This window comes from Hyphomicrobium sp., assembly GCF_003987855.1.
In the GTDB taxonomy this organism is placed as follows: Bacteria; Pseudomonadota; Alphaproteobacteria; order Rhizobiales; family Hyphomicrobiaceae; genus Hyphomicrobium_B.
Genome location: NZ_RXIZ01000004.1, coordinates 50041 through 72015, shown reverse-complemented (window position 1 = coordinate 72015; position 21975 = coordinate 50041). Strand labels below are relative to the sequence as shown.

At 59.5% G+C, this 21975-nt stretch carries 20 protein-coding genes, 1 tRNA gene and 1 pseudogene; 13 read left to right on the top strand and 9 right to left on the bottom strand.

Features of this window, described 5'->3' with window-relative positions:
* Positions 1-3: 3 nt before the first annotated feature.
* Together EKK30_RS02545 and EKK30_RS02540 are read left to right on the top strand one after the other, a co-directional pair.
* The gene (locus EKK30_RS02545; protein ID WP_290979799.1) at positions 4-1527 is read left to right on the top strand and encodes a hypothetical protein; all 1524 of its coding nucleotides are present in this window, start codon (positions 4-6) and stop codon (positions 1525-1527) included.
* A complete protein-coding gene (locus tag EKK30_RS02540) occupies positions 1514-2971 on the top strand; it encodes an aminotransferase class V-fold PLP-dependent enzyme (protein WP_290979796.1) in 1458 nt (485 codons plus the stop codon). Before EKK30_RS02545 ends, EKK30_RS02540 begins: the two co-directional genes overlap by 14 nt.
* A gap of 37 nt (positions 2972-3008) precedes the next feature.
* Here EKK30_RS02540 and EKK30_RS02535 read toward each other — a convergent pair whose 3' ends face one another.
* A complete protein-coding gene (locus EKK30_RS02535; protein WP_290979793.1) occupies positions 3009-3425 on the bottom strand; it encodes a hypothetical protein in 417 nt (138 codons plus the stop codon).
* Positions 3426-3495: 70 nt separating this feature from the next.
* Positions 3496-3951 carry a DMT family transporter gene (locus tag EKK30_RS02530; protein ID WP_290979791.1) on the bottom strand — a complete coding sequence of 152 codons (456 nt, stop codon included), beginning with the start codon at positions 3949-3951 and terminating at the stop codon, positions 3496-3498.
* Between the two features lie 296 nt (positions 3952-4247).
* Between EKK30_RS02530 and EKK30_RS02525 the strand changes: the two genes are divergently transcribed.
* Positions 4248-5564, top strand: a complete 1317-nt coding sequence (locus EKK30_RS02525) for an APC family permease (protein ID WP_290979788.1) — start codon at positions 4248-4250, stop codon at positions 5562-5564.
* A 100-nt stretch (positions 5565-5664) separates the two neighbouring features.
* Here the strand turns inward: EKK30_RS02525 and glgA are convergent, their stop codons facing one another.
* On the bottom strand, positions 5665-7104 hold the full coding sequence (glgA, locus tag EKK30_RS02520) for a glycogen synthase GlgA (protein WP_290979785.1): 1440 nt from the start codon (positions 7102-7104) through the stop codon (positions 5665-5667).
* 504 nt (positions 7105-7608) lie between these two features.
* On the bottom strand, positions 7609-8208 hold the full coding sequence (locus EKK30_RS02515; protein ID WP_290979782.1) for a TetR/AcrR family transcriptional regulator: 600 nt from the start codon (positions 8206-8208) through the stop codon (positions 7609-7611).
* A 102-nt stretch (positions 8209-8310) separates the two neighbouring features.
* Between EKK30_RS02515 and EKK30_RS02510 the strand changes: the two genes are divergently transcribed.
* The 3 genes from EKK30_RS02510 (at position 8311) to EKK30_RS02500 (ending at position 10676) form a co-directional block, all read left to right on the top strand.
* Entirely contained in the window at positions 8311-8805 is a 495-nt protein-coding gene (locus tag EKK30_RS02510; RefSeq protein WP_290979779.1) for an isoprenylcysteine carboxylmethyltransferase family protein, read from the top strand.
* 195 nt (positions 8806-9000) lie between these two features.
* Entirely contained in the window at positions 9001-9207 is a 207-nt protein-coding gene (locus EKK30_RS02505) for a hypothetical protein (RefSeq protein ID WP_290979776.1), read from the top strand.
* Between the two features lie 305 nt (positions 9208-9512).
* Complete coding sequence (locus EKK30_RS02500) at positions 9513-10676, top strand: acyltransferase (RefSeq protein ID WP_290979773.1); 1164 nt, start codon at positions 9513-9515, stop codon at positions 10674-10676.
* A gap of 325 nt (positions 10677-11001) precedes the next feature.
* Here the strand turns inward: EKK30_RS02500 and EKK30_RS02495 are convergent.
* The 3 genes from EKK30_RS02495 to EKK30_RS02485 all read right to left on the bottom strand — a co-directional run bounded on the left by EKK30_RS02495 (position 11002) and on the right by EKK30_RS02485 (position 14249).
* A tRNA-Arg gene (locus EKK30_RS02495) sits at positions 11002-11078 on the bottom strand.
* 166 nt (positions 11079-11244) lie between these two features.
* Positions 11245-12759 (bottom strand): HAMP domain-containing sensor histidine kinase, encoded by a 1515-nt coding sequence (locus EKK30_RS02490; RefSeq protein WP_290979770.1) that lies wholly within the window; start codon positions 12757-12759, stop codon positions 11245-11247.
* Between the two features lie 29 nt (positions 12760-12788).
* A complete protein-coding gene (locus EKK30_RS02485; protein WP_290979767.1) occupies positions 12789-14249 on the bottom strand; it encodes an FAD-dependent oxidoreductase in 1461 nt (486 codons plus the stop codon).
* Positions 14250-14556: 307 nt separating this feature from the next.
* Between EKK30_RS02485 and rpmH the strand changes: the two genes are divergently transcribed.
* The 4 genes from rpmH (at position 14557) to yihA (ending at position 17838) form a co-directional block, all read left to right on the top strand.
* Entirely contained in the window at positions 14557-14691 is a 135-nt protein-coding gene (rpmH, locus tag EKK30_RS02480) for a 50S ribosomal protein L34 (protein ID WP_024275086.1), read from the top strand.
* Between the two features lie 42 nt (positions 14692-14733).
* A complete protein-coding gene (rnpA, locus tag EKK30_RS02475; protein ID WP_366927317.1) occupies positions 14734-15141 on the top strand; it encodes a ribonuclease P protein component in 408 nt (135 codons plus the stop codon).
* Between the two features lie 90 nt (positions 15142-15231).
* Entirely contained in the window at positions 15232-17127 is a 1896-nt protein-coding gene (yidC, locus tag EKK30_RS02470; RefSeq protein WP_290979763.1) for a membrane protein insertase YidC, read from the top strand.
* A gap of 51 nt (positions 17128-17178) precedes the next feature.
* Complete coding sequence (gene yihA / locus EKK30_RS02465; RefSeq protein ID WP_290979761.1) at positions 17179-17838, top strand: ribosome biogenesis GTP-binding protein YihA/YsxC; 660 nt, start codon at positions 17179-17181, stop codon at positions 17836-17838.
* Positions 17839-17849: 11 nt separating this feature from the next.
* Here the strand turns inward: yihA and EKK30_RS02460 are convergent, their stop codons facing one another.
* A complete protein-coding gene (locus EKK30_RS02460; RefSeq protein ID WP_290979760.1) occupies positions 17850-18569 on the bottom strand; it encodes a hypothetical protein in 720 nt (239 codons plus the stop codon).
* Positions 18570-19448: 879 nt separating this feature from the next.
* Here EKK30_RS02460 and EKK30_RS02455 point away from each other — a divergent pair.
* Entirely contained in the window at positions 19449-19889 is a 441-nt protein-coding gene (locus tag EKK30_RS02455; RefSeq protein WP_290979757.1) for a hypothetical protein, read from the top strand.
* On the opposite strand, the pseudogene EKK30_RS18140 reads toward EKK30_RS02455, so the two are convergent.
* Positions 19848-19952: pseudogene (locus EKK30_RS18140) on the bottom strand (hypothetical protein); the annotation flags it as partial. The gene EKK30_RS02455 and the pseudogene EKK30_RS18140 sit on opposite strands and share 42 nt — an antisense overlap.
* 323 nt (positions 19953-20275) lie before the next feature.
* Between EKK30_RS18140 and argB the strand changes: the two are divergent.
* Both argB and EKK30_RS02445 read left to right on the top strand, forming a co-directional pair.
* Positions 20276-21229: an acetylglutamate kinase gene (gene argB / locus EKK30_RS02450; RefSeq protein WP_290979754.1), complete on the top strand. Its 954-nt coding sequence runs from the start codon at positions 20276-20278 to the stop codon at positions 21227-21229.
* Entirely contained in the window at positions 21229-21966 is a 738-nt protein-coding gene (locus tag EKK30_RS02445) for a pyrimidine 5'-nucleotidase (RefSeq protein ID WP_290979752.1), read from the top strand. The genes argB and EKK30_RS02445 overlap by 1 nt, the downstream gene beginning before the upstream one ends.
* Positions 21967-21975 lie beyond the last annotated feature (9 nt).

Genomic DNA, 21975 nt, shown 5'->3' with positions numbered 1-21975 from the left:
TCCATGCCGACACGGGACGCCAAGGCTCGATCAACAGTGAAATCGCAGCAGAAGCTCGCCGCGGCAGCGTCGGCATCTCCCGCCATTCTGATGGCGAGCGGAGGCGATAAACGCATCTGGCTCGATAGCGTGAGTGGCCGAAATCGCTATGGCACTCTCACACGCCCTGCCGAGGACGAGATCAGCTTTTCCTCATCCACTGCCAGCAGTCCGTCTGCTTTGGCATTCGCGGCAGCCACGCAATCGCTTTCGCGGCTGATCAATCCAGCGGCCGCAGGTGCCGTGACCTACGACGTCTGGTTCAATCAGCTCCACCAGCATATTGCAGCTGCGTTGGGATGCGCAGGCGCGCGGACGATTCTTGCATCGTCGGGAACGGACGCGGAGTTGCTCGGTCTTGGAATCGTATCGGCTCTTTCGCCGAGACCGCTGACGAATGTTTTCGTCGCTCCCGACGAAACAGGTAATGGCGTTCCCCAGGCAGCCGCAGGCCGGCATTTTTCCGACATCACTGCGCTTGGTCTTGCTGTCCAGCCCGGAGAGGAAATTGCAGGTCTTGCTGCGGAGCGTATCGAAGCGCGCGCGATTGCGATCCGTGATGAAGCGGGCCGCCAACGCGCTGCAGTCGATATCGACGCCGATATGATCGCGACGGTCGAAGGCGAACTCAAAAAGGGGCGCGATGTCGTCGTTCACGTGCTCGACACCTCGAAGACGGGTTTAACCGGCGTTACGCGAGACGCGGCAAAGTACGCCGCTTCACTCGCGCCGGGTCGCGTTAGAGTTATGATCGATGCCTGCCAGCTGCGCGGTGAGATCGACGATTTGCGTGACGATCTTGCCAACGGCTTCATCGTTCTTGTGACCGTATCGAAGTTCTTCGCTGCCCCGCCTTTCGCAGGCGCGCTGCTGCTTCCAGACGATATCGTCGCGCAATTACGCGGAGCGAGTTTTCCCCCTGGACTTCTTGATTACACCGCGGCCCAGGACTGGTGCCCATCACTGCGGGATGAATTGAAGATCGATTTCACGACGGAGATGAATATCGGTCTTGGCCTTCGTTGGCAGGCGGGATTGGCAAATCTCCAGAGGTTCAACGCGATTCCCCCGACGATGGCGGCTCAGATCAAACGCGAATTCGTCGATGCCATCCGAAAGCGCGCGTTCGGAGAGGATGGATTTTTCATTCACCCCGACGATGATGGGTGCCATCTTGAAAGTCGCGCCATTGTGAATTTGAGCGTGACGAGCGAGGAACAGTCATCAATGGTCCGAGCCAAAGCCGTGCAGGAGCAATTGCGTCAGGCTGCCGGAGCCGTTTGCCACGTGGGCCAGCCGGTGCGTGTCGCTAATAGGGCTGTCTTGCGCGTGGCTTTGTCCGCTCCGCACGTCATCGCCGTTTCAGAGCGTCTCGCGCTTGGGGATGGCCTTCCAGCGGCCATGGCTCCCCTTGTCAGCCAACTCGATACCTTGTTCGAGAAGTGGCAACAAATCCACCAGGGGCTTGCACTCAGTGACGCCAGCTGAGTCGAGCGAAACAGTCGAGGCAACGTCTCTCGATCCCGCCAATTGGGTTCAGTTCAGGGAGCAGGCGCACGCGGCTTTGGATCTTGTCCTGAGTCATGTCGAGGGGATCCGGGGTCAGCCTGTTTGGCAGCCGCCGACCCCAGATGCGCTCTCCTACTTTACACAAGAGCTGCCGACTGATGCTGGGGATATCGACGAACTCTTGGCGGGCATCCGCGACTACGTCGTCCCATTCGCGACCGGTAATTTGCATCCCCGCTTCATGGGGTGGGTGCACGGCGCTGGAACACCAGTCGGCGTCATCGGAGAACTCATCGCGGCGGGGCTCGATCTCAATTGCGGAGGCCGAAACCACATCGGGCTCGCGATAGAACGCCAAGTCGTAAAGTGGATGGGGCAAGCATTTGGCTATCCCGCGTGCGCCAGCGGGATCTTCGTGACCGGCTCGTCCATGGCGAACTTCCTGGCGGCCATCATCGCTAAAACGGAAGCTCTGGGCGTCGAGTCCCGCGAACGCGGCTTGGTGCATGCTGATCGCCCGCTGCTCGCCTACGCCTCGTCGGAGGCGCATTCGTGCATTGCTCAGGCGCTGCAACTCTCGGGCATAGGATCGGTTCATCTGAGGCAAATCCCTGTCGATGAGTTTCGGCGCATGCGTGGCGATCAGCTCGAACGCGCTATCGTCGCCGACGAGCAGATCGGCGCACAGCCGTTCCTGGTCGTAGGTACCGCTGGCACAGTCAATACCGGCGCAATTGATCCGCTGGAGGAGATCGCGGCGATTGCCGAACGTCACCGGCTGTGGTTCCACGTCGATGGCGCTATCGGCGCCCTGGCGATGCTATCGCCCAAAATGAAGCGGAACTTCTCTGGGCTCGAAAAATCGGATTCGATCGCTCTCGACTTTCACAAGTGGGGGCACGTGCCTTACGACGCGGGTTTCCTGCTGGTGAAGGATGCTGAAGCGCATAAGCGCGCTTTCGCTCAACCTGCGGCGTATCTTCAGCGTTCGAACGAAGGCTTGGCCGCGGGCGATACTTGGCCATGCGACCTCGGTGTCGATCTATCGCGCGGATGCCGCGCGCTGAAAACGTGGCTGACGCTGGCGGCTTTCGGGACGCATCGCATAGGTGCATCCATCGAAGGTAATTGCGCACTGGCGCGCTATCTCGCAGACCTTGTCGAGAGTTCGGATCAGTTTGTGCTGAAGGCGCCGGTGGCGTTGAATATCGTGTGCTTTGGTATTCGTAATGCGGACCCGGAGACGGTTCGTGCGGTTGTGACCAAGCTCCAGCTTTCGGGAATCGCGGCGCCGTCGTGGACGACCCTCGAGGGCGAAAGTGTCGTCCGATGCGCAATCGTCAACCACCGGACAACAATCGAGGATATCGATATCTTTTGGGACGCGCTCACCCAACTCGCAGGTGAGGCAGCCGGTAAATGAGAAAGCCCGCATTCACGGACCTTCTCTAAGCGAGACTTCAGTGCTCGCGGACGCCGTCCCGGTGAATGTGGATTTCGAGTTTATGCGAACCCTTATTAGCTTTGGCTTCAAAGTGCTTCTTCTTGGCCTCCATCTCACCAATGATCGAATAGCCTTCGGCCTCGGCAAGAGCTTTGGCGCGATCCGCAGTCCACTCTGTGTCGAAATGTTTATCGTCATGTTGGGTTGAAATCGGCTCCGCCTCGCTGATGGAGATGCGAACAACCTTGATCTCGCTCGGCTTGCGCTCGCCCTCAATATCGACCTTCATCCCAGTCTTGAGAGAAACTTTGTCGACTGCTTTAGGGCCGATGTCGGCGAGGACTTTGCCTTCTTTGGTTTCCAGGACAAAGCGATGACCAAAGATGTCGGTGACGGTTCCGCTCGTTTGCACATGCGCATCATCGTGTTTCATAGTCACTCCTCTAATGAAGTTCGTATCTGAATTTCGGAAGCGTTGATCCGAGCGGCGACTCCCCCAGCGATTAAAATTTCGAAATCAATCCAATGCCTGCCACCATCAGGGCGGCGCCGATCATGCGGCCGCCGCTCAAGTCTTTCTGAGCCATTCCAAACATCCCAAATTTGTCGATGATCAGCGACATCAGAATGTTGGCGGTGATGGTAAGACCTGCAAATGCTCCAGCCCCGACATCTTTCACGAACAGCAATCCGGCAATAACGGCGAACGCCCCAATGATGCCTCCGAGCGGTGCCCACCAGGGCATCTCCGCCAGATCTTTCGCGTCGGGTAACGGCGCGGGTAAACAAAGAAAGAGGCAACCGAGGAATGCCGCTACCGGGATGAAGGACACGAAGCTTGCCAGCCACGGATTGACCAGCGCTTGTCTCAGCGTGTTGTTCATCGGAGGTCCCCACGCCTGTAGTGCGCCGGCGGTCAAGATGAGGGGATAGAGCCAAAGAGAGCTGCCGTTGTTCATGGGCGGTGCATCGGTCCGAGGCCAAACACGTCGCGGAACGTCTTCGTGGTTGTTTGGGTTCCGGCACCTTTTGGTTGGGGCATTGGGAGGCCGCCGGGTGTCGTCTAGGCCAACTCACATGGCGGATGATCTTTATTGCGGAAAATGAAGCGAATTGTTGCAAGGCGAACAGCTCGCGTTGTTAAACCTAAATCGGGAATCGGACAGCAGCGGGCGGATACGGGAATGAGATCGCGATCGTGGCAATGGGTGACGGACAATCCATGTGCGCTTCTCCTGATTTCGGCAGCTCTCATATGAGTCAGCCGGCATCAAAGTCCGCACCATCGTCCGCGGGGCAGATTGGGCTGGCTGCTGCGGTGTCGATCGGCATTGGCGGCATGGTAGGGGCTGGCATCTTCTCGATCCTTGGAGTTGTCGCCGAGGCTGCCGGAAACGCCATGTGGCTCGCGTTCGCAATCGGTGGGATGGTCGCGCTCCTTTCCACCTACTCGTATGCGAAGCTCGGATCCACGTTTCCATCGGCGGGCGGAGCCGTGAACTTCCTGGTTCAGAGTTTCGGCGACGGCGTTTTTGCGGGGGGTCTCAACCTCTTCATGTGGGTGGGCTACATCATCTCCCTTGCCCTCTACGCGACGGCATTCGGCAGCTACGCGGCGACGTTCATAACGGACACGCCGTCAGGGTTGCTCCTCAAATCGCTGGCGATCGGCTCGGTGGTGCTCGTGACTGTGGTGAACGCATTCGGAGCCAAGATCATGGGCCAAGGAGAGACGGTGATCGTTGCCATCAAGGTGGCAATTCTCGTCATGTTCTCCGCCACCGGGCTTTGGTTCGTCAAACCGGATAATCTGTCGCCAGAATTGTGGCCGGGGGCTCAATCCATTCTGTTCGGCGCGGGCGTGCTCTTCATCGGCTACGAAGGATTCGGCCTCATCACGAACGCCGCCGGTGACATGCGCGACCCGCGAACGATGCTTCCTCGTTCGCTTTATATCGCCGTGGTTCTCGTGATCGCGCTTTACCTCGCGGTCTCGATCACGGTGACGGGCAACCTGTCGAGCGCGGAGATCGAACGGGCAAAGGACTATGCGCTCGCGGAAGCAGCAAAGCCTTTCCTCGGTGAATTAGGTTTCAGGCTTATTGCAATTGCCGCCCTGTTTTCGACGGCATCGGCGATAAACGCGACGCTCTTTGGGTCGGCAAATGTTTGCTACATGATCGCGCGAGACGGAGAGTTGCCGATTGCTCTGGCGCGGACTGAATGGCGGCAGGCGACCGGTGGTTTGTTTTTCACCGCGGCACTCGTGGTCGTGGTGATGCTTTGCTTCGATCTTTCCGGCATCGCCATGATGGGGAGCGCGGCCTTCTTGCTGATCTACGCAGCCGTGAACGCAGGACATCTGCGCGTTTTGAAGCAAACCGGTGCCAATGCCGTGATCGTGTGGTTGTCGTTGCTCACGTGCTTAGGCATGTTCGCCATTCTTAGCGTCTATACCTATGAGCAGCAGCCCGCGGCCATCGTAGCGCTCGTTGGCCTTGCGGTCGCGTCGTTTCTGGTCGAATGGGCGTACCGTCGTTGGACCGGACGCACGATCAAAGCGATCTCATGATGTCTTCGACGCTGCGATTGTGCGCGTGTTAAGAAGCGGTGCCGGATAGAGCGCCAACACGTGAGCCGACGGTTTATGGATCGGCTATTCGTTGAAGCCCTCACGCCAATTGAAGGCGCTCGTACAAAGATCCGTACCTGGAAGCCGACGTATTCCAACCGTACTCGCAGGCCATCGCGCGGCGGCGCATCGCGTGTAACTCTCGTTTTCGGCCGAACAGAGCAAACGCACGGCAGATCGCGCCGAGAAATGCATCGGAAGATGCCCGGTTGAACAACAATCCCGTCTTACCGTCGGCGATCGTGTCGGCCAGTCCGCCCGTGTTGTGCGCGATGGGGAGAGAGCCGAGGCGCTGCGCGTACATCTGGCTAAGTCCGCATGGCTCGAACCGGGACGGCAAGAGAGTGAAGTCGCTGCCTGCGAAAATGCGACGAGCAAGGCTATCTTTGAACTGCGTCATCACACCCACCGAGCGGGGATGACGGCGCTGGACTTGCTCCAAGTCCTTTATGATCTCTGCGTCGCCCGATCCCATGATGACCAGTTGTCCGCCTGCTTGGGCTATCGCCTCGGCACTCTGCACCACGAGGTCGATGCCCTTCTGGTGGACTAGTCTCGCGACGAGGCCGAAAAGAGGGCCACGGGTCAGCGCCAGTCCGAACTCGCGCCTGACACCGAGGGCGTTGAGATGACGCCCCTTCCATTCTCCCGGTCCGAACTGAGGCATCAAATCCGGGCAACGCCTCGGGTCCCAGGAAGCGTCGATACCATTCAAGATTCCGGTCAAACGGCGTTGTTCGGCGCGCGCGCGAAGCAAGCCGTCGAGGCCGCATCCATGTTCGCTGGTTATGATCTCGCGAGCGTAGTTGGTGCTAACGGTCGAGATGTGATTGCTGTAAAATAGACCGCTTTTCATAAATGAAAGCTGGCCGTGGAATTCGACGCCGTGGATGTTGAAAGCGGCCGAAGGAACGCCAAGTTTTTCGGCGGAGGCGTGCGAAAACAATCCCTGATAGGCGAGATTGTGGACAGTGAAGAGCGATTGCACGGATGATCCACGCCATGCGAGGTAGGCCGGAATCAACCCGCACTGCCAATCGTTGGCATGAACGAGATCTGCTCGCCAATCAGGAATTCCGCCATCGGCGACCCAGGCGGCCGCGGCGGCATAGCGTGCGAAACGGACGTCGTTATCGGGCCAGTCGACACCATTGACATCGCCATAAGGTCCTCCGTCTCGCTCGAACAGCTGAGGGCAAACGACGACGTAAATCGAAAGGCCATCGGCGGTTTCTGATCTGGCGATGGAACACGCAGGCATGCCCGCGATGGGCGGGCATTCGGCCACGATTTCGAGAGTGTGGAATGCGGCAAGGACTTGCGAATATCCCGGCACGATCACCCGGACATCGGCGATGGATCTTAGGGCGCGCGGAAGCGCAGAAGAAACGGCGCCTAGCCCCCCAACCTGGACGTAATCACCAAACTCCGGCGTACAAACAAACTCCGGCGTACAAAAAAGTACCCGCAAGCGCCGCATATGGTTACACCGTTGGCTGAATTCCCCTAACCGATCTGCCAACGCAGCTTCGCGATTAAAGTTCCTGTATAATCTAAGAAAAATAACGCGCCGCAGACGTTTTATCTGTCCGCTTCAGGACAGTTTAGAGGTTGTTAAGCGGGTATCCCGCTATGCCCGGCATCCAGCAGCCATCCGACGCCCGACCGCTCTTCCTTCGTGAACTTGCGAATGTGATTAGTGGCGCAGTAGCTTGAATATTGCGGAGCGGCGGTCTTCGCAGCGCGAGACCAGCATCTTTCGAGGCTCATCAAATCAGCTCACCATGATCGTCTGTCCGAGAGGTTTGCTTCACCGGTCCCCCGGTTCGTCCAGGGTCCAGGCTGGCACCAGCCGAGTGGCGAGCGACACGTTCTGGCGACGAAGAAGCCGGCAGAGCCCCGCCCTTGAGGCGGGGCTTACCTTCTGAAGAGCGCTGACGGCCGCTTCACTGCTATTCTGGTTGTCGCGAACGAAGTCACTGCCCTAACGCAATCCCTTGATGAGCATCTCGCAGATGCGCCCCACTTCACCTTCGGCGTTCTTGGGAAGCACCCGGTAGCGCTTCCACAATATCTGCCCGACGACGCCCTGCAGCGCCGAAGCATATATGAGAGCCTGTTTCAGCGCCGCGTCCTGCGAGGTACCAGCGGCCAAAAAACCTTGCCTCAGCAACTCCAGCGTCTGGCCGATCGATCTGTCGAGCGCAGGAAACTTGGTTCGGCCCTGGAAATTGGGTCCACCCATTAGTGCGAATAGGTTCGGACGGTTGCGCGCAAACACGAAGAGTGCAACGCCAGCTGCAACGAGCGATCGCGTGCCCGGCTTTTGCGAAGTGGCTGCTGACCTCATCGTGGCGCCGAGCAGTCGCCAGCCCTCTTCGGCCACGCGCGCCATCAAAGAAAGCCTGTCCGGAAAGTGTCGATAGATCGCGCGATGGTTTACACCTACGTCTCGCGATAGCTCCCGCAAGCTGATCGCCTCTTGCCCGTCGTCTTCCAGTCGCTGAAGGGCGGCCGCGATAAGCGCTTCCGGTAGATTGCCGTGCCGGAAGCTCTCCCGATGATTGCGCCAGTTCTTGGTCATTGGTCTCGATAGACACGTCGTTGAACATCTAGCAGTGCCTGGCCAAAAATTGCCATAACACACATTTATGTCTCCGATGGAGACTTTTGCGGGAATTTGCACATGAAAGCGCATCCTAACATTCATAACAACGATCATCCTGAGGTTATTGTCTTTCCACCGCTCATTCCGGCCGCAGCCATTCTTCTGGGGATGGGACTGCAGTGGTTAGTTCCCCTTCATGTCTTGAATTCATGGCCAGCGGGGAGGTGGGTTGGCTGCGTGATACTCCCGATTGGCGTTCTCATGCTCGTCGTCGCGTTGAGTTCCTTGCGACGTCACGAGACGAACGTCAGTCCCTTTGCTCCGACAACGAACCTCGTAACCAGCGGCATCTTTCGATGGAGCCGCAATCCCATCTACACGGGGGGAACATTGGTGATGCTGGGGCTGGCCCTATTGGGCGGCTTGGACTGGATCGTCGTCCTTACGGCTCCGAGCGTGCTCATCCTGCATTTTGGCGTGGTGCGACCCGAAGAATCCTATCTCGCCGGCCGGTTCGGCGAGGCGTACAGGCTCTACCAGCAACGCGTCCCGCGGTATCTCGGGCCCCTCTGAGATCATGTAATCAGATACTTTCCGCACTTTGGGCGGGGCTTACCTTTTGGTGAAACCGGAGGGGCCCCGAAATCTCGACCAAGCCCTAGGTGCCCGACATTTTCAGGAGCGAGCCAGCAAGAATTTGCGAGCAGGGGCCTCCGCGAGTCAGCTATACTTGTGCGAAGTGCCGCGTCTCCTCGAATGGACATGACGATGGCAAAACCCAGAAAATCTACGAAGGCGCCGAAGGTCGCTCCAAAGGTCGATGCGCCGTCGCTCGCCGAGGCGATTGTAAATTTCGCCTGGGCCTTGGAGCGCGATGCTCTGCACAAGCTCACCCATCCGTTCGCGAAGATCGTTGATAACGCGGCATTGCCCGCGCCTGCCGAGACGGCAGCTGAGCCCCGGGAAGCGGCGTAAGTTCCGGGCTCATTCGTTCGCGCGCGAGCATTTCCCTATTCCGATTGGCGCTTTTTGCCGTTCCATTACGCTCGCGCCGACGATTTAGGCGTCAAGCGGTCACCTATTATAAGCTCGGCGATTAATGTTCAGTTTGTTCCGCGAATTTTTGCGGCCGGGCTGTCAGTAGGCCAGCCTGCTCAACCTCCCTTCGTACACCTTGGAAAGGCGTACTGGGCGGTAGATACCATCGCGATAGACAAGCATGAGCGCCCGCCAAGACGGCATTGGGCGGCGGGTTAGTTTCGCCTTTCGATCTGGTGTGCATGCAAACGGTACGCTCTGTCACTAGCCGCAGTTCGCTTCAGACACCACGCCGACAGATCGAGATCGACGGAATACGCGGTTGGGCGGCCCTCGTCGTTTTACTTTTTCATCTGGTGTGGGAGGTATTCGGCGTTATCCGCCCTAGCTACAGGTCGCCACTCATCCATTCGGCGCTCGATGGTACACTAGCCGTGTATGTCTTCTTCATTTTATCGGGAGACGCATTATCGCTGACGTTCACCGATCCCTCTCGGAGCGGCCTAAACGAACGAGTTGTTGTAAAGCGCTATTTTCGTCTTGTCGGACCTATATTGTTTTCGAGCCTGACAGTGTATGCCCTGATGAAGTTGGGGCTAACTTTCAATCATGAGGCATCTCCTATCGCGCAACGAGCGGATTGGTTTGGATTGTTCTTGCCTTTCAAGCCCTCCCTCGGGGACGTTTTTCGGTACAGCTTGATGGGAGTTTTCACCGATCCCACGTTTCAGAAATCCTACAATCCGTTCCTCTGGCCGATGGGGATCGAATTGGTTGGGTCGCTGATCGTGTTTTCAGTAGGGATGGTTTATCGGCGCTTGGTGAGTCCGCTGACTGTCTGCTTGAGCGCTTCGGTCTACCTGATGATCCTTGGGTCGGTATTCTCACTTTTTTTCGTTGGCATTAGCCTCGGTATTTTGCGTGCGAAAGGGACTTTTGTAGACCTGCAGGAACTGCCTTTCGGTCGCTTGCTTTGCGCCTTATCTTTGGTCGGACTGGTCGGTTTCAATGTATTCACCAACCCCTATGTCACTCCCAATGATGCAGGCAGATACGTCGAAGCGGCAGTTCTCGTATTCGTTCTTTATGCGTCAAGCGACTGTGTAGGATTCATGCGCTCCAACGCCTCCCAATTTCTTGGGAGGATCTCATTTCCACTGTATTTCATGCAGTTTCCGGTAATCGCCAGCTGGACATCTTGGTGTCTTGTTCATTCGCAGGCTCATCCGCACTCGGCCTGGAAGTCAGCACCTCTCGTTATTGTAACGAGCGTGATCATCACTGTTTTCGTCGCTTACGGGGCGGAACTATTGGAAGCGCGGTACTTGCGCGCGCTCGACCGCTGGATACGCGAGCTTTTTGTTCCTGCTAGCGGTAGCCGTGGAGCCGATCATTCCCCTACCTAGACTGCGTCAAAGGAGAAATGACATCCGATCCGCTGTCGCCCTGCCGATATCGGAACCAGTGCGGCTTTGAGGGCAGGCAGGTCTAACTCGTAGGGTTATCTCCCGCGTATTGTTCCGACAATTTCCGAGATCTTCTCAATGATGAACTCTACGCGGTGACGCCAGAAGATCTGGCACAAACAGAAAAGCTGGACTGGCTATATCTGATCAAAGGAAATCTTGTGTACAAGATATCCTCGTACGAGGATGTGCGGCGGCTCACGGTTCAATAGTAGGGGAAACCGCAAAGGGTTCGAAGTGATGTTCGAGGCGATGTGAAATTAGATGGCGCGCCGGGAAGGATTCGAACCCACGACCCCCAGATTCGTAGTCTGGTGCTCTATCCAACTGAGCTACCGGCGCTTTTTTCGTTGCGTTGGGGCTGGAAGCCCATCCGGCGGCAGGGCCGGGCGACGAAGGCACCCTCTCTAGTGGGTCGCGTCGCCGAGCGCAAGGCCCCTCTTTTATCCGGGCGGTGACGCGTCGCCGCGCTTCCGATTCGCAGCCAAATTTCCGGGCCTGCGTGCGTTCAATCGAACGCGCGGTCGGGGAGCTCGATCCGGAAACGCGCGCCACTTTGACTGTCGAGAAGCGTAAGAGAGCCGCCGTGCGCTTGGACAAGTTCGGCGGCGATCACAAGGCCGAGGCCGGTGCCGCCTTTCTTGGTCGATCCCTGGAAGGCCTTGAAGAGATTTTCGCGCGCCTTCTTGGGAACGCCAGATCCGTTGTCCGCGACGTCGATGAAAACGCGGCGGCCTTCGCGGCGCGCGTCGACGCGGACCTCGCCGTCGGTCTTGCCTTCGATGCTCTCGATCGCCTGTACGGCATTGCGAATGAGGTTACTCAAGGCGCGAAACAGGTGCTCGCGATCGGCATCGATCAAAAGTCCCGGCTCGACGTTCTCGACGAAAGCCACGGAGCCCTCACGCGGAAGGCCTTGGCTGTCGGCAACTTCATCGACCAACGGCTTCAGCGGGATGAGCTCGCGCCGCGGCGTGGCTTCCGAGACGCCGCCAAACTGCAGGGAGGAATTGCAGAACTGAATGGCGCGGTCGAGAGACGCGATGAGTTTCGGCACGAAGCGCTGGACCGTAGGATCGGGAATGGCGACGAGGCGATCGGAAATGAGCTGCGCGTTCGCCAGCATGTTGCGAAGATCGTGGTTGATCTTGGAGACAGCCATTCCGAGCTGAGCGAGACGGTTCTTTTGCGCGAGAAGGCTCGAGAGCTGACGCTGCATGCTCGCAAGTTCTCGTTCCGCCACGCCAATTTCGTCGCGCCGTCCAGTGTTCGGCATGATGCGCGCTTGGTCTTCGGGATTTTCTGCGAAGTGCAGCATGTTGGTGGTGATTTGCGTCAGCGGCTTTACGAACAGGCGGCTCAAGGCAAAATAGACGACAATGGCCGTCAGCACTGACAGTACGATCGAAAGCCACAGGATGTTCATGCCGTAGCGGATCATCGCGGCTTTCAGCGGCGCCTCGGGGATGACGATCTCTATGAGTGCGTTGTTGTCGGGGCCGCTGTGACCGATCACGCGAATGGTGCGGTTATTGGAAAGCAGCGTGGTGACCGCGTCCCGCGCTTGTTCGAAACGGGTCGAGAGGCTGTCCCAGAATGAATCTGCTTCGGGTGGAAGATAATAGACGTAATCGATCGTGAGATCGCCTTCCGGCGGAAACACCAAGCGACGTTCGCCGGCGGAACGCGAGGCGATTGCTTTCACCTGCGCGGTTCTGAGTAGGTCGGCGCGCAGCGCGGATGGAATTTGTCCGCCGGGAAATGCGTCCGACGTCAAGGCCGCAAGCTGGGCGGCAGTCAATCGCTCCTGCAGCCATGTCACGCGATAGCTGGCGATCGACGGCAGGAAGATCAGTGCTTCGGCAACCAAGACGAAGACGGCTGTCAGAATGATGAGCTTTGTCGGAAGGCCACGGCTTTCCCAGAAGCGCGTGATCGCGTGCCATGGCGCCAGCAAGAGAGATCTCCCTTTCTTGCCGTCATCGCTATCGTGATCGTTGCCGTTGATTATCGCGCGCTGCACTGGGTCGGGCATCTCCTAGGCGGAGATCATTAACCGAGCTTCGCCAGCAAGGCGATCACTTTGCGCAAAAAGGGGTTACTTGGAAGTGTTGCAAAGTAACGAATAGCGGCGCGTTTGTTGATCTCGGAAAAAGTCGGATAGGGCGAAATCCACTCGGTCATTGCCTTAATATTGAGGCGCTGGGAGATCGCGAGCGACCACATTTGGATAAGTTCGCCGGCGTGAGCACCGACGATAGCGGCGCCCAGTATTTGGCCGCGCGTGGTGGTGACGACCTTAATGTGGCCTTCGATCTTGCCCTCGATTTGGGCACGATCATTTTCGTGGTAGGGCCAGCGCAAAACATTCACGCGGCCGTGCTTGTCCCGGGCTTCCGCTTCGCTCAAACCGACACTGGCGAGGGCCGGCTCGGTGAACATGACGCGGGGGGCGGAGCGACCAGTCGTCTTGGCGGAAGAGCGGAAAAGAAGGCGCCTTAAAACGACATCGGCGTGCTCGCCCGCGATATGGGCATATCGCTGACGGCCGGCGGCATCGCCAATGGCAAAGACCCGCTTGTTCGTCGTTCTCAGGCCATCGTTGGTTTTTATGACTTTGCCATTCACCTTGATGCCAGCCGTGTCGAGACCGAGGTCGGCAACGTTTGCTTTGCGACCGGCTGCAATGAGCACGGCGGTGCCTTCGATCGTTTCGACGTTGCCTGATTCAGCCCCGTCGACTTCCACGAGCATACGCCCGACAGTTCCAGAAATGCGCTTGATGCGGGTGTCTTCGCGCAGCGCGATGCCTTCCGCGGCTAGTCGAGCGAGCAAGATGACGGAAAGTTCTGGATCTTCGTCGGTGATTGCACGGCCCTGATCGATGACGGTGACTTGCGACCCCAACCGGCGATGGGCTTGTGCAAGCTCAAGTCCAGTTCTGCCGGCACCGACGACAATCAAATGCGCGATCGGCGCCTTGTTGTCGAAGATCGTTTCGTTGGTGAAATAGGGAACATCCGCCAGTCCCGGGATGGGAGGGATGACCGGCGACGAGCCCGTCGCGATCACGAAGCGGCGCGCTGAGATCTGGAATTCACCGGCCGCGATGGTCTTGCGATTCACGAATTTGGCCGCAGCCGAGATGACGCGAATACCCATGCCGCCGAAACGTTCGACCGATACGTTGGGCGCGATCGCGGCAATAACGCCAGCAATATAGCGATTGACGGCAGCGTGATTGACCGTCGGCTCGACAGCTTCGATGCCAAAAAGCGATGCTTGGCGCATATCTTCGGCGCGATGCGCGGCGGCGAGCAGTGCATTGGCCGGGACGCTTCCATAGTTCAGGCCGTCGCCGCCCATCCGATGTTTTTCGATCAGAACGACGCGTTGCCCGAACGCGGCGGCGGCGGTTGCCAGCGCGATGCCTCCGGAACCGGCGCCGATCACGCAGATGTCGGCATCGATGGTCTGCGGGGGCGAGGCCGTTTCGGCCATGTCCTTAGGCATGAGGGCGTCCAGAAGTAGCGGCGAGTGTGCGCACCTTAATACGGCAGCGAACTTTTCGCGTGGCAGATTGGATGCTATCCCCTGCCGCGAGCGTACCGGTGGGGCAACCCGCTTCTGGATCGGACGGGCGGGTGCGTTGACTTGCCCTCAACCGCTCACTATAAGAGCGCGAATTCCGGAGACATGCGAAATCGGCTGGGGTTTTCCGCCCAGGCGATGCGTATTTGTTAAGGTTCGGAAAAATATCAACAATTTCGCCGTTGTTTCCGCTTGGACTTCGGCCTGAGAGACTTGGACGGAGACTTCCGTGAAGCGCACATATCAACCGAGCCGCCTTGTTCGCAAGCGCCGCCACGGATTCCGCAAACGCATGCTGACTGCCGGTGGTCAGAAGGTCCTTGCACGCCGTCGCGCTAAGGGCCGTAAGCGCCTTTCGGCCTAGTCGGGTCCAGCGTTTAGGCCCCGCTGTCGCTCGTACGCGGCTCTGGAGGCTGTCATTCCTATCCTGCCAACTCTCAAGGCGCGTTCCGAATTTCTCGCTGTTCGCGGCGGCCGGCGTCAGTCTACGCCGGCGTTTCTCATCGAGATGCGGGAACGTTCCGCTGCAGGTCCGGCCCGCGGGTCCCGCGACGCCATCGGCCCACGGTTCGGCTTCACAATCACCAAGAAAATCGGCAACGCCGTCACGCGGAATCGCATCCGCAGGCGGCTCAAAGCTGCGTTCGCATCCGAGATCAAGAATAAGACGCTGGGCGCCTGCGATTACGTCGTCGTTGCGCGGCATGCCGCACTGGAGCGGCCCTTTGATCTGCTTCTTCAAGACGTCGACCGAGCGATTTCCGCTCTCCACGCCAGCAAGCACGTCCAGCCCAAGAAAAAAGGGGCAGCGTGACTGGGTGTCCCCTTCCTTTTATGACCAGTTTCCCCCATCGCTTCCGGACCTGAACCGGCCCCGAGAAGCCCGGCCTGACCCGAGGATTGAATGAGCTCTCCTAGCGATCCAAAAGACCAGAATAACCTGATCATCGCCGTGGTGCTTTCGATCCTCGTGCTGATGGGCTGGCAGTACTTTTTCGCGGGCCCTCAGATCAAGCACGAGCAGGCGCGCCAGGAATTCAACAAACAGCTCGATGCGCAGAACGCGGGGAAGGCGACGTCGGAGAGCCCGCCGAACGTTGCCAATTCGCCAGCCAACCCTGTCGCGCCCCCGTCCACCGCTGTGCCAGGTGCTGGTCAGCAGCCGGCCCCGACGACGGCGATGACGCGCGACGAAATCCTGAAGTCGACACCTCGCATTGCGATCGCAACGCCATCGCTCGAAGGGTCGATCGATCTCAAAAGCGGGCGCATCGACGACCTCATCCTGAAGAAATACCGGGAGACCGTGGACCCCAACAGCCCCATGGTGACACTGCTCTCACCGGCAGGGTCGTTCGACCCGTACTTCGCCGAATTCGGCTGGGTGCCGCAGGTTGGCTCATCGCTGAAGGTGCCGGATCGAGACGCTCTCTGGAAGGTTGAGAGCGGCACGACGCTGACGCCCGAGACGCCGATCACCCTCGTCTGGGACAACGGCCAGGGCGTTCTGTTCCATCGCACGATTTCGCTCGACCAGGATTACATGTTCAAGGTCGTCGACGAGGTGGAGAACAAGACGAACGCCGAGATCACGCTGCTTCCTTACGCGCGCGTCCACCGCAGCGGCCACCCGCCGTCGCAAGTCTACAGCGTGCTGCACGAAGGCCTGGTCGGCGTATCGGGCGACCATGGGCTTGTCGAAGACACCTACGCCAATGCGCTGAAGGAAAGCGTGCCGAAGACGTTTGAGAATGTCGTCGGCGGCTGGCTTGGCATCACCGACAAATATTGGGCGACCGCTCTCGTTCCAGATCAGAAGACGCCATATCGTGCCACCTATTCTGCTCTCCCCGCGCGCGATCCGTCGGGCCGCGATGCGTTCCAAACGGACTATCTGCGCGGCTCGCTCGCGGTGCCTCCGGGAGAGCGCAAAGGCATCGAGGGCCATCTGTTCGCCGGGGCCAAGCAAGCGTCGCTGATCGATGGCTATGAAAAGGCGCTCAATATCCTGCGCTTTGATCGTTTGATCGATTGGGGTTGGTTCTATTTCATCACGCGGCCGCTCTTCCGCCTGATGGAGTTCATCAACGGCATCGTCCACAATTTCGGCATCACCATTCTCATCCTGACGGTGATCGTGAAGGCTGCCTTCTATCCGCTCGCCAACAAGCAGTATGAGAGCATGGCGCGCATGAAGAAGATGCAGCCCGAAATGCAGCGGATCAAAGAGCAGTACAAAGACGACTCTCAGCGCCAGCAGAAAGAAATCTTCGAGCTCTATCGCAAGGAGAAGATCAATCCGTTGGCTGGCTGTTGGCCGATCCTGCTGCAGATCCCCGTCTTCTTTGCGCTGTATAAGGTGCTGTTTGTCACCATCGACATGCGGCATGCGCCGTTCTTCGGCTGGATCCACGATCTCTCGGCGCCGGATCCGACGTCCGTGTTCAACTTGTTCGGACTATTGCCGTTCGACGCGCCGACGTTCCTGCATTTGGGAGCATGGCCGCTGATCATGGGCATAACGATGTGGGTTCAGATGCAACTTAACCCGCCGCAGCCTGATCCGATCCAGCAGCAGATCTTCCAATGGATGCCGGTCATGTTCACATTCCTGCTGGCGAGCTTCCCGGCGGGCCTCGTGATCTACTGGGCTTGGAGCAACACGCTGTCGATCTCGCAGCAGCTCTGGATCAACAAGAAGAACGGGGCTGAGATTCATCTATTCGGAAATCTCAGACGCACCTTTGCGCCACTCCTGCGATTATTCGGAGCGAGTGGGGACGGAACCTCCGGCAAGTAGGATATTCGAAAGGCCTGAGCTCTCTCAGGCCTTCGTTTTTGGACATCGCCCATGACGAGCGACGAGCGGACGCTATCGGCTGAAGAGATCGAGGACGGTCGCCGTCTCTTCACGCGCGCCTGGACGTTTTCGCGCGGCACGCCGGATCTCGATCATCTGCCTCCCGACGACCGGCCCGAGATTGCGTTCGCGGGGCGCTCCAACGTCGGCAAGTCAAGTCTCATCAACGCGCTCGTAGGACAGCTGCGTCTTGCCCGCGCGTCGAATACGCCGGGGCGGACGCAAGAGCTCAACTTCTTCACCGAGCCCAATCACGATCTCTATCTGGTCGACATGCCAGGGTACGGATTTGCCGAGGCGCCGAAGGACAAGGTTGCCGCGTGGAACAAAGTTCTCCGGGCCTACCTGGCCGGACGGCGAACGTTGTTGCGTGTGTTTCTACTGGTCGACGCGCGCCATGGGCTGAAGCCCGTCGACGACGAGATCATGGCGCTGCTCGACGGCGCGGCGGTCTCTTATCAGGTGGTCCTGACCAAGGTCGACAAAATCAGCAAGACTGATCTTGAGAAAGTCGCGGACAGCACGCAGAAGGCGCTCGCGAAACATCCCGCCGCGTTTCCGCACATCATTCAGACGTCGTCGGAGAAGGCGCTGGGCTTTGAAGAGCTGCGGGGAACGATCGCACAGCTTCTCGAAGCGCACGGCGGCTAAGGCTGACGCGCCTAGTGACCGAACTTCTTTAGAAGTGCCGTACCGACGGTCATTCCCGTCTCTCCGAACGTTGCGAGTGCGCCGCCGATCACCGCAGCGATGGTCCAACCTAGAATGCGCGCCACCGTCCTGCCGATGTTGGTGCGGACTTTGACCTCGACGATCTGATCGGGAAGCGCCGTTTCGGCCGCGACGCCGTCTGTTCCGACAGTTCGCGCTGAAACGATGATCTGAAGATCCGACCAGCCACGCGCCTGCGGCGTGATCAGGAACCGCCAACTCGCGAAGTCGTCGCTCGCATAACCGAGATTGCCCTCGATCCATTGCGTCTCTGGGGAAGCCGATTCGATGAAGAAGCCGCCATCGGGCGCGCGCAGGCGGACCGACATCGCCTTGGTGACGGCGACGGCGTGCTGCCAGACTTTACCGCCGCCATCGAGGCCTTCCGTCAGCGCGTTTATCGATGCCTTCGCGATACGTACCTCGGCGCGCACGGTTTTTCCGACGCGCATCGTGCGCGGGATGTTCTCGGCAAGCTGGCCCGTTTCGACGTGTGCGCCCTTGCTGCGCTTCGCCGCCCGGCGCGGCTGGCCTTGAGCTTGAGGCTGAGGCGGTGCTTTGGCCGTGGGCTGCTGTCCCGCCGGAGCTCCGGAAAGGGCATCAGGACGAAAGACGGTACCTTGGCCGAGATTCGGCTGCGGGCCCGGCGCCCCGAGGTTGGGTCCGGGCACTGGCGCGCCGGTCGAAAAGCTTGGCCCTTGGGGAGGGTATCGGCCCGGCTGTCCCTGCGGAGCGGGGGCCGGAGAGGAAGCGCCCGGTCGCGGTCCTGCTGGGATCGGCGGAGGCTGGACGCGGGAAGGCTGTGGCCGCGGCGGCAGACTGAAAATTTCCGGCGGCGGTGCAGGGGCCGATACCGCTGCGGGATTCGGGGCGGCTTGATGCGGAGCCGACGGGAACGGCAGCTGGAAAGATGGACCGTCCTGGCCGCCTTCTGGACCCGCCTGAGGCGGGCTTGTGGGACGCGCCGGAAGCGGCAGCGAAGGCTCGGGCGGATAGCCACTCTGCCCAGGAGGCGCGACGCTTGGGCTCGTATTCGGTCCTGGACGCGGAGCGCCGAAGGACGGATCAGGCCGGGGCGCAGGACCGGAATGCGCGCGCGATCTCGGGTTATGAGGTCCGGGCTGGGGCGGGGATTGGTCGTGGGAACCCGGAACGGGGCTGGCGGCGAACGGCGATCGCCGGGGTTCGGTTCGCGGTTCTGCTTTTGATGGGACGGCGTTTTCCTCCCGCGAGGTCCCACCGATGTCGAGTGACGTGGGGGCGGGCGCAGGCGGACCGATCGGACCACCACCGAATGTCGGCTCAAAAGATGGGGCCGTGTTCATGTCCGGAATTTGGTGATCGGGCTGCTTGTGTCGGTCCGCCGCGCGATCCTCGGCATCCGTAGCGGCGAACGATGGATCGGCGGATGACTGGTCATGAGGTGAATATTGCTCCGCTGCCGGTGGTTGTGGCATCGGCGGTTCGGGGATTGGCTCGTGCGGCGGCATCATTGGCGCCGGCCGCGGCATATCCTTCATTATATCGCGCAGGGAGGGAGCGGAGCGCGATTGGACGCGCTCGCGCGCCCGCGCCAGAACGTCGTCGGCCAGCGGCGGCTGCGGCTGTTGCGGAGGTGCAGCTTCGCGTGGCGGCTGGAGGGCTTGCTGCAGGGCGCGGATGGCGTTCTCGAATGTCAGCCCGTGGGTTTCCAGGATCTCGGCCGCGACGCTTCTGGCGTCGCCAACGATCGCGGCAAGCACAATTGCGCCGTTGATATCGCGCCGGCGGCTGCCCCGCGCCGCCGCTGCCGCCGCTTCAAGGATGCGACGCACCTCAGCCGATACGCCAAGAGAATCCTGTGGGACCGGGTCTTGCTCAGCCGTTTGCAGAACGCGATGAATTGCGTCGCCTTTGATTCGCTCGCTGCTGATATGGCTCGCATCGAGCACGGCGAGGGCATCGGGATCGTCACACAAGGCGGCGAGCAAATGCTCAAGCGACACCTCTGAACTCCCGGTCTCGCCGGCAAATTCAGCGCCGCGAGCCAATGTTCCCGCCAACTCGGGCGACATCGGAATCTGCGCAATGTCTGTTGCCGTCACGCCCACGGGATCTCCTGAAACGAAGGCCAAGACGGGCAAGACTGGCCAAGACTCATTGCGATAGCGTGTCGAAAACACGCGCGGATGGCAAGGTTATAGCAATGGCACGGCTGTTGGCAGGCTGGGAACGTCTTTCGTCCCCAGAAGCCCCACAAACGCCTGCGTCAGGACCGCCCGCCGGGCATCGCGCCGGTTAAATCGATTGAGGCCGTCCACCGAGAGGTTATAAGACCGCGACCAGACGCCCGGCTCCCCGCCGGCGCGCCGAATTGTGATATAGGGGGAGCTTCGAGATGTCAGCAAAAAGCCATTCGGAAACAGTTGCCGCCGCGCCCGTCGAAGCTCCGCTTACGGCGCATCAGCAGGCGCGTATCCTTGCCGAAGCCATCCCGCATCTTATCGATTATGACGAGAAGAACGTCGTAATCAAATTCGGCGGCAACGCTATGGGCGATGAAGCTCTGTTCCGCGCCTTCGCCCAGGATATCGTCTATCTGAAGCAATCGGGCATAAATCCGATCGTCGTGCACGGCGGGGGACCGCAGATCGGCAACATGCTTCAGAAGCTCGCCATCAAATCAGACTTCGTGCACGGCTTGCGCGTGACCGACAAGGCGACGGTCGAGGTCGTCGAAATGGTGCTCGCCGGCAAGATCAACAAGGAGATCGTGTCGGCGATCAACCAGCAGGGCGGCAAGGCGGTCGGCATTTCGGGCAAAGATGCCAATCTCATGATCGCTAAAAAGATCACGGAGATGCCGGACCCGCAGTCGAACGTCATGACGAACGTCGACATTGGCTATGTCGGGGATCCGATCGAGATCAATCCGCACATTGTCGAGGTGATTTCCAAATCGGATCTCATTCCGGTGATCGCGCCCGTCGCGATCAGCCGCGAGGGCGAGACGCTCAACGTCAATGCCGACACCTTTGCCTCGGCGCTGGCGGCGCGCATGCAGGCCAAGCGCCTGCTGCTGCTCACGGATGTCACCGGCGTGCTCGATGGCAACAAACAGCTCATTCCGAGCCTTACGATCGATGAAGCGCGGGCGATGATCAAAAGCGGCGCGATCTCAGGCGGCATGATCCCGAAAATCGAGGGCTGCATTGAAGTCGTTGAGGCGGGCGTCGAAGGCGTTGTCGTTATCGACGGACGCGTGCCCCATTGCGTGCTGCTCGAACTCTTTACCGAGCACGGCGTCGGCACGCTGGTCAAACGGCCGGATCGGAAGAAGGGCAAGACCTGATGGCGATCGCGGCGAAAGCAGCGAATTTGCCGAGCGCGGCCGCGCGGCGCGGCTTCGGTCAGGTTGAGGTGTGGGTCTTCGACCTCGACAACACGCTCTACCCCGCGTCTTGCGATCTCTTCTCGCAAGTCGACCAGCGGATGAGCGCGTATATCGCCAAGTCCCTGGGCGTGCCTCGCGAGCACGCGCGTCATCTGCAGAAAGCGTACTATCGTCAGTTCGGTACAACGCTTGCTGGACTGATGAAAGTCCACAAGCTGCCGCCGGGTCCGTTTCTCGAATATGTGCACGACATCGATCTCTCCGTCGTGCCCGAGCTGCCGGATCTCGCAGCGGCGATCGAGGCTCTTCCCGGGCGGCGGCTGATATTCACGAACGGATCGCGGCGTCACGCGGAGAACGTTGCGCGAAAGCTCGGGGTGCTGCACCTGTTCGAAGACATCTGCGATATCGCGGCACTCGAGTTCATTCCGAAGCCTGAGCGCGAAGCTTTCGACCGCATGCTCAAGCTGCATGCCGTGACTTCGGCGCGGGCAGCGATGTTCGAGGACATGCCGCACAATCTCGAGCCAGCCTCATCTCTTGGAATGACGACCGTTCTTGTGCATTCCGATTACATCGATCATCCCGCACAACTCAAAGTTCGCGAATGGCGCGAGCTGCCGGAGCACGTTCATTATATGACGCGCGATCTCACAGAGTTTCTGAAGACCGAAACCGGTCTGAAAACCGGGTAGGAAAGGCCA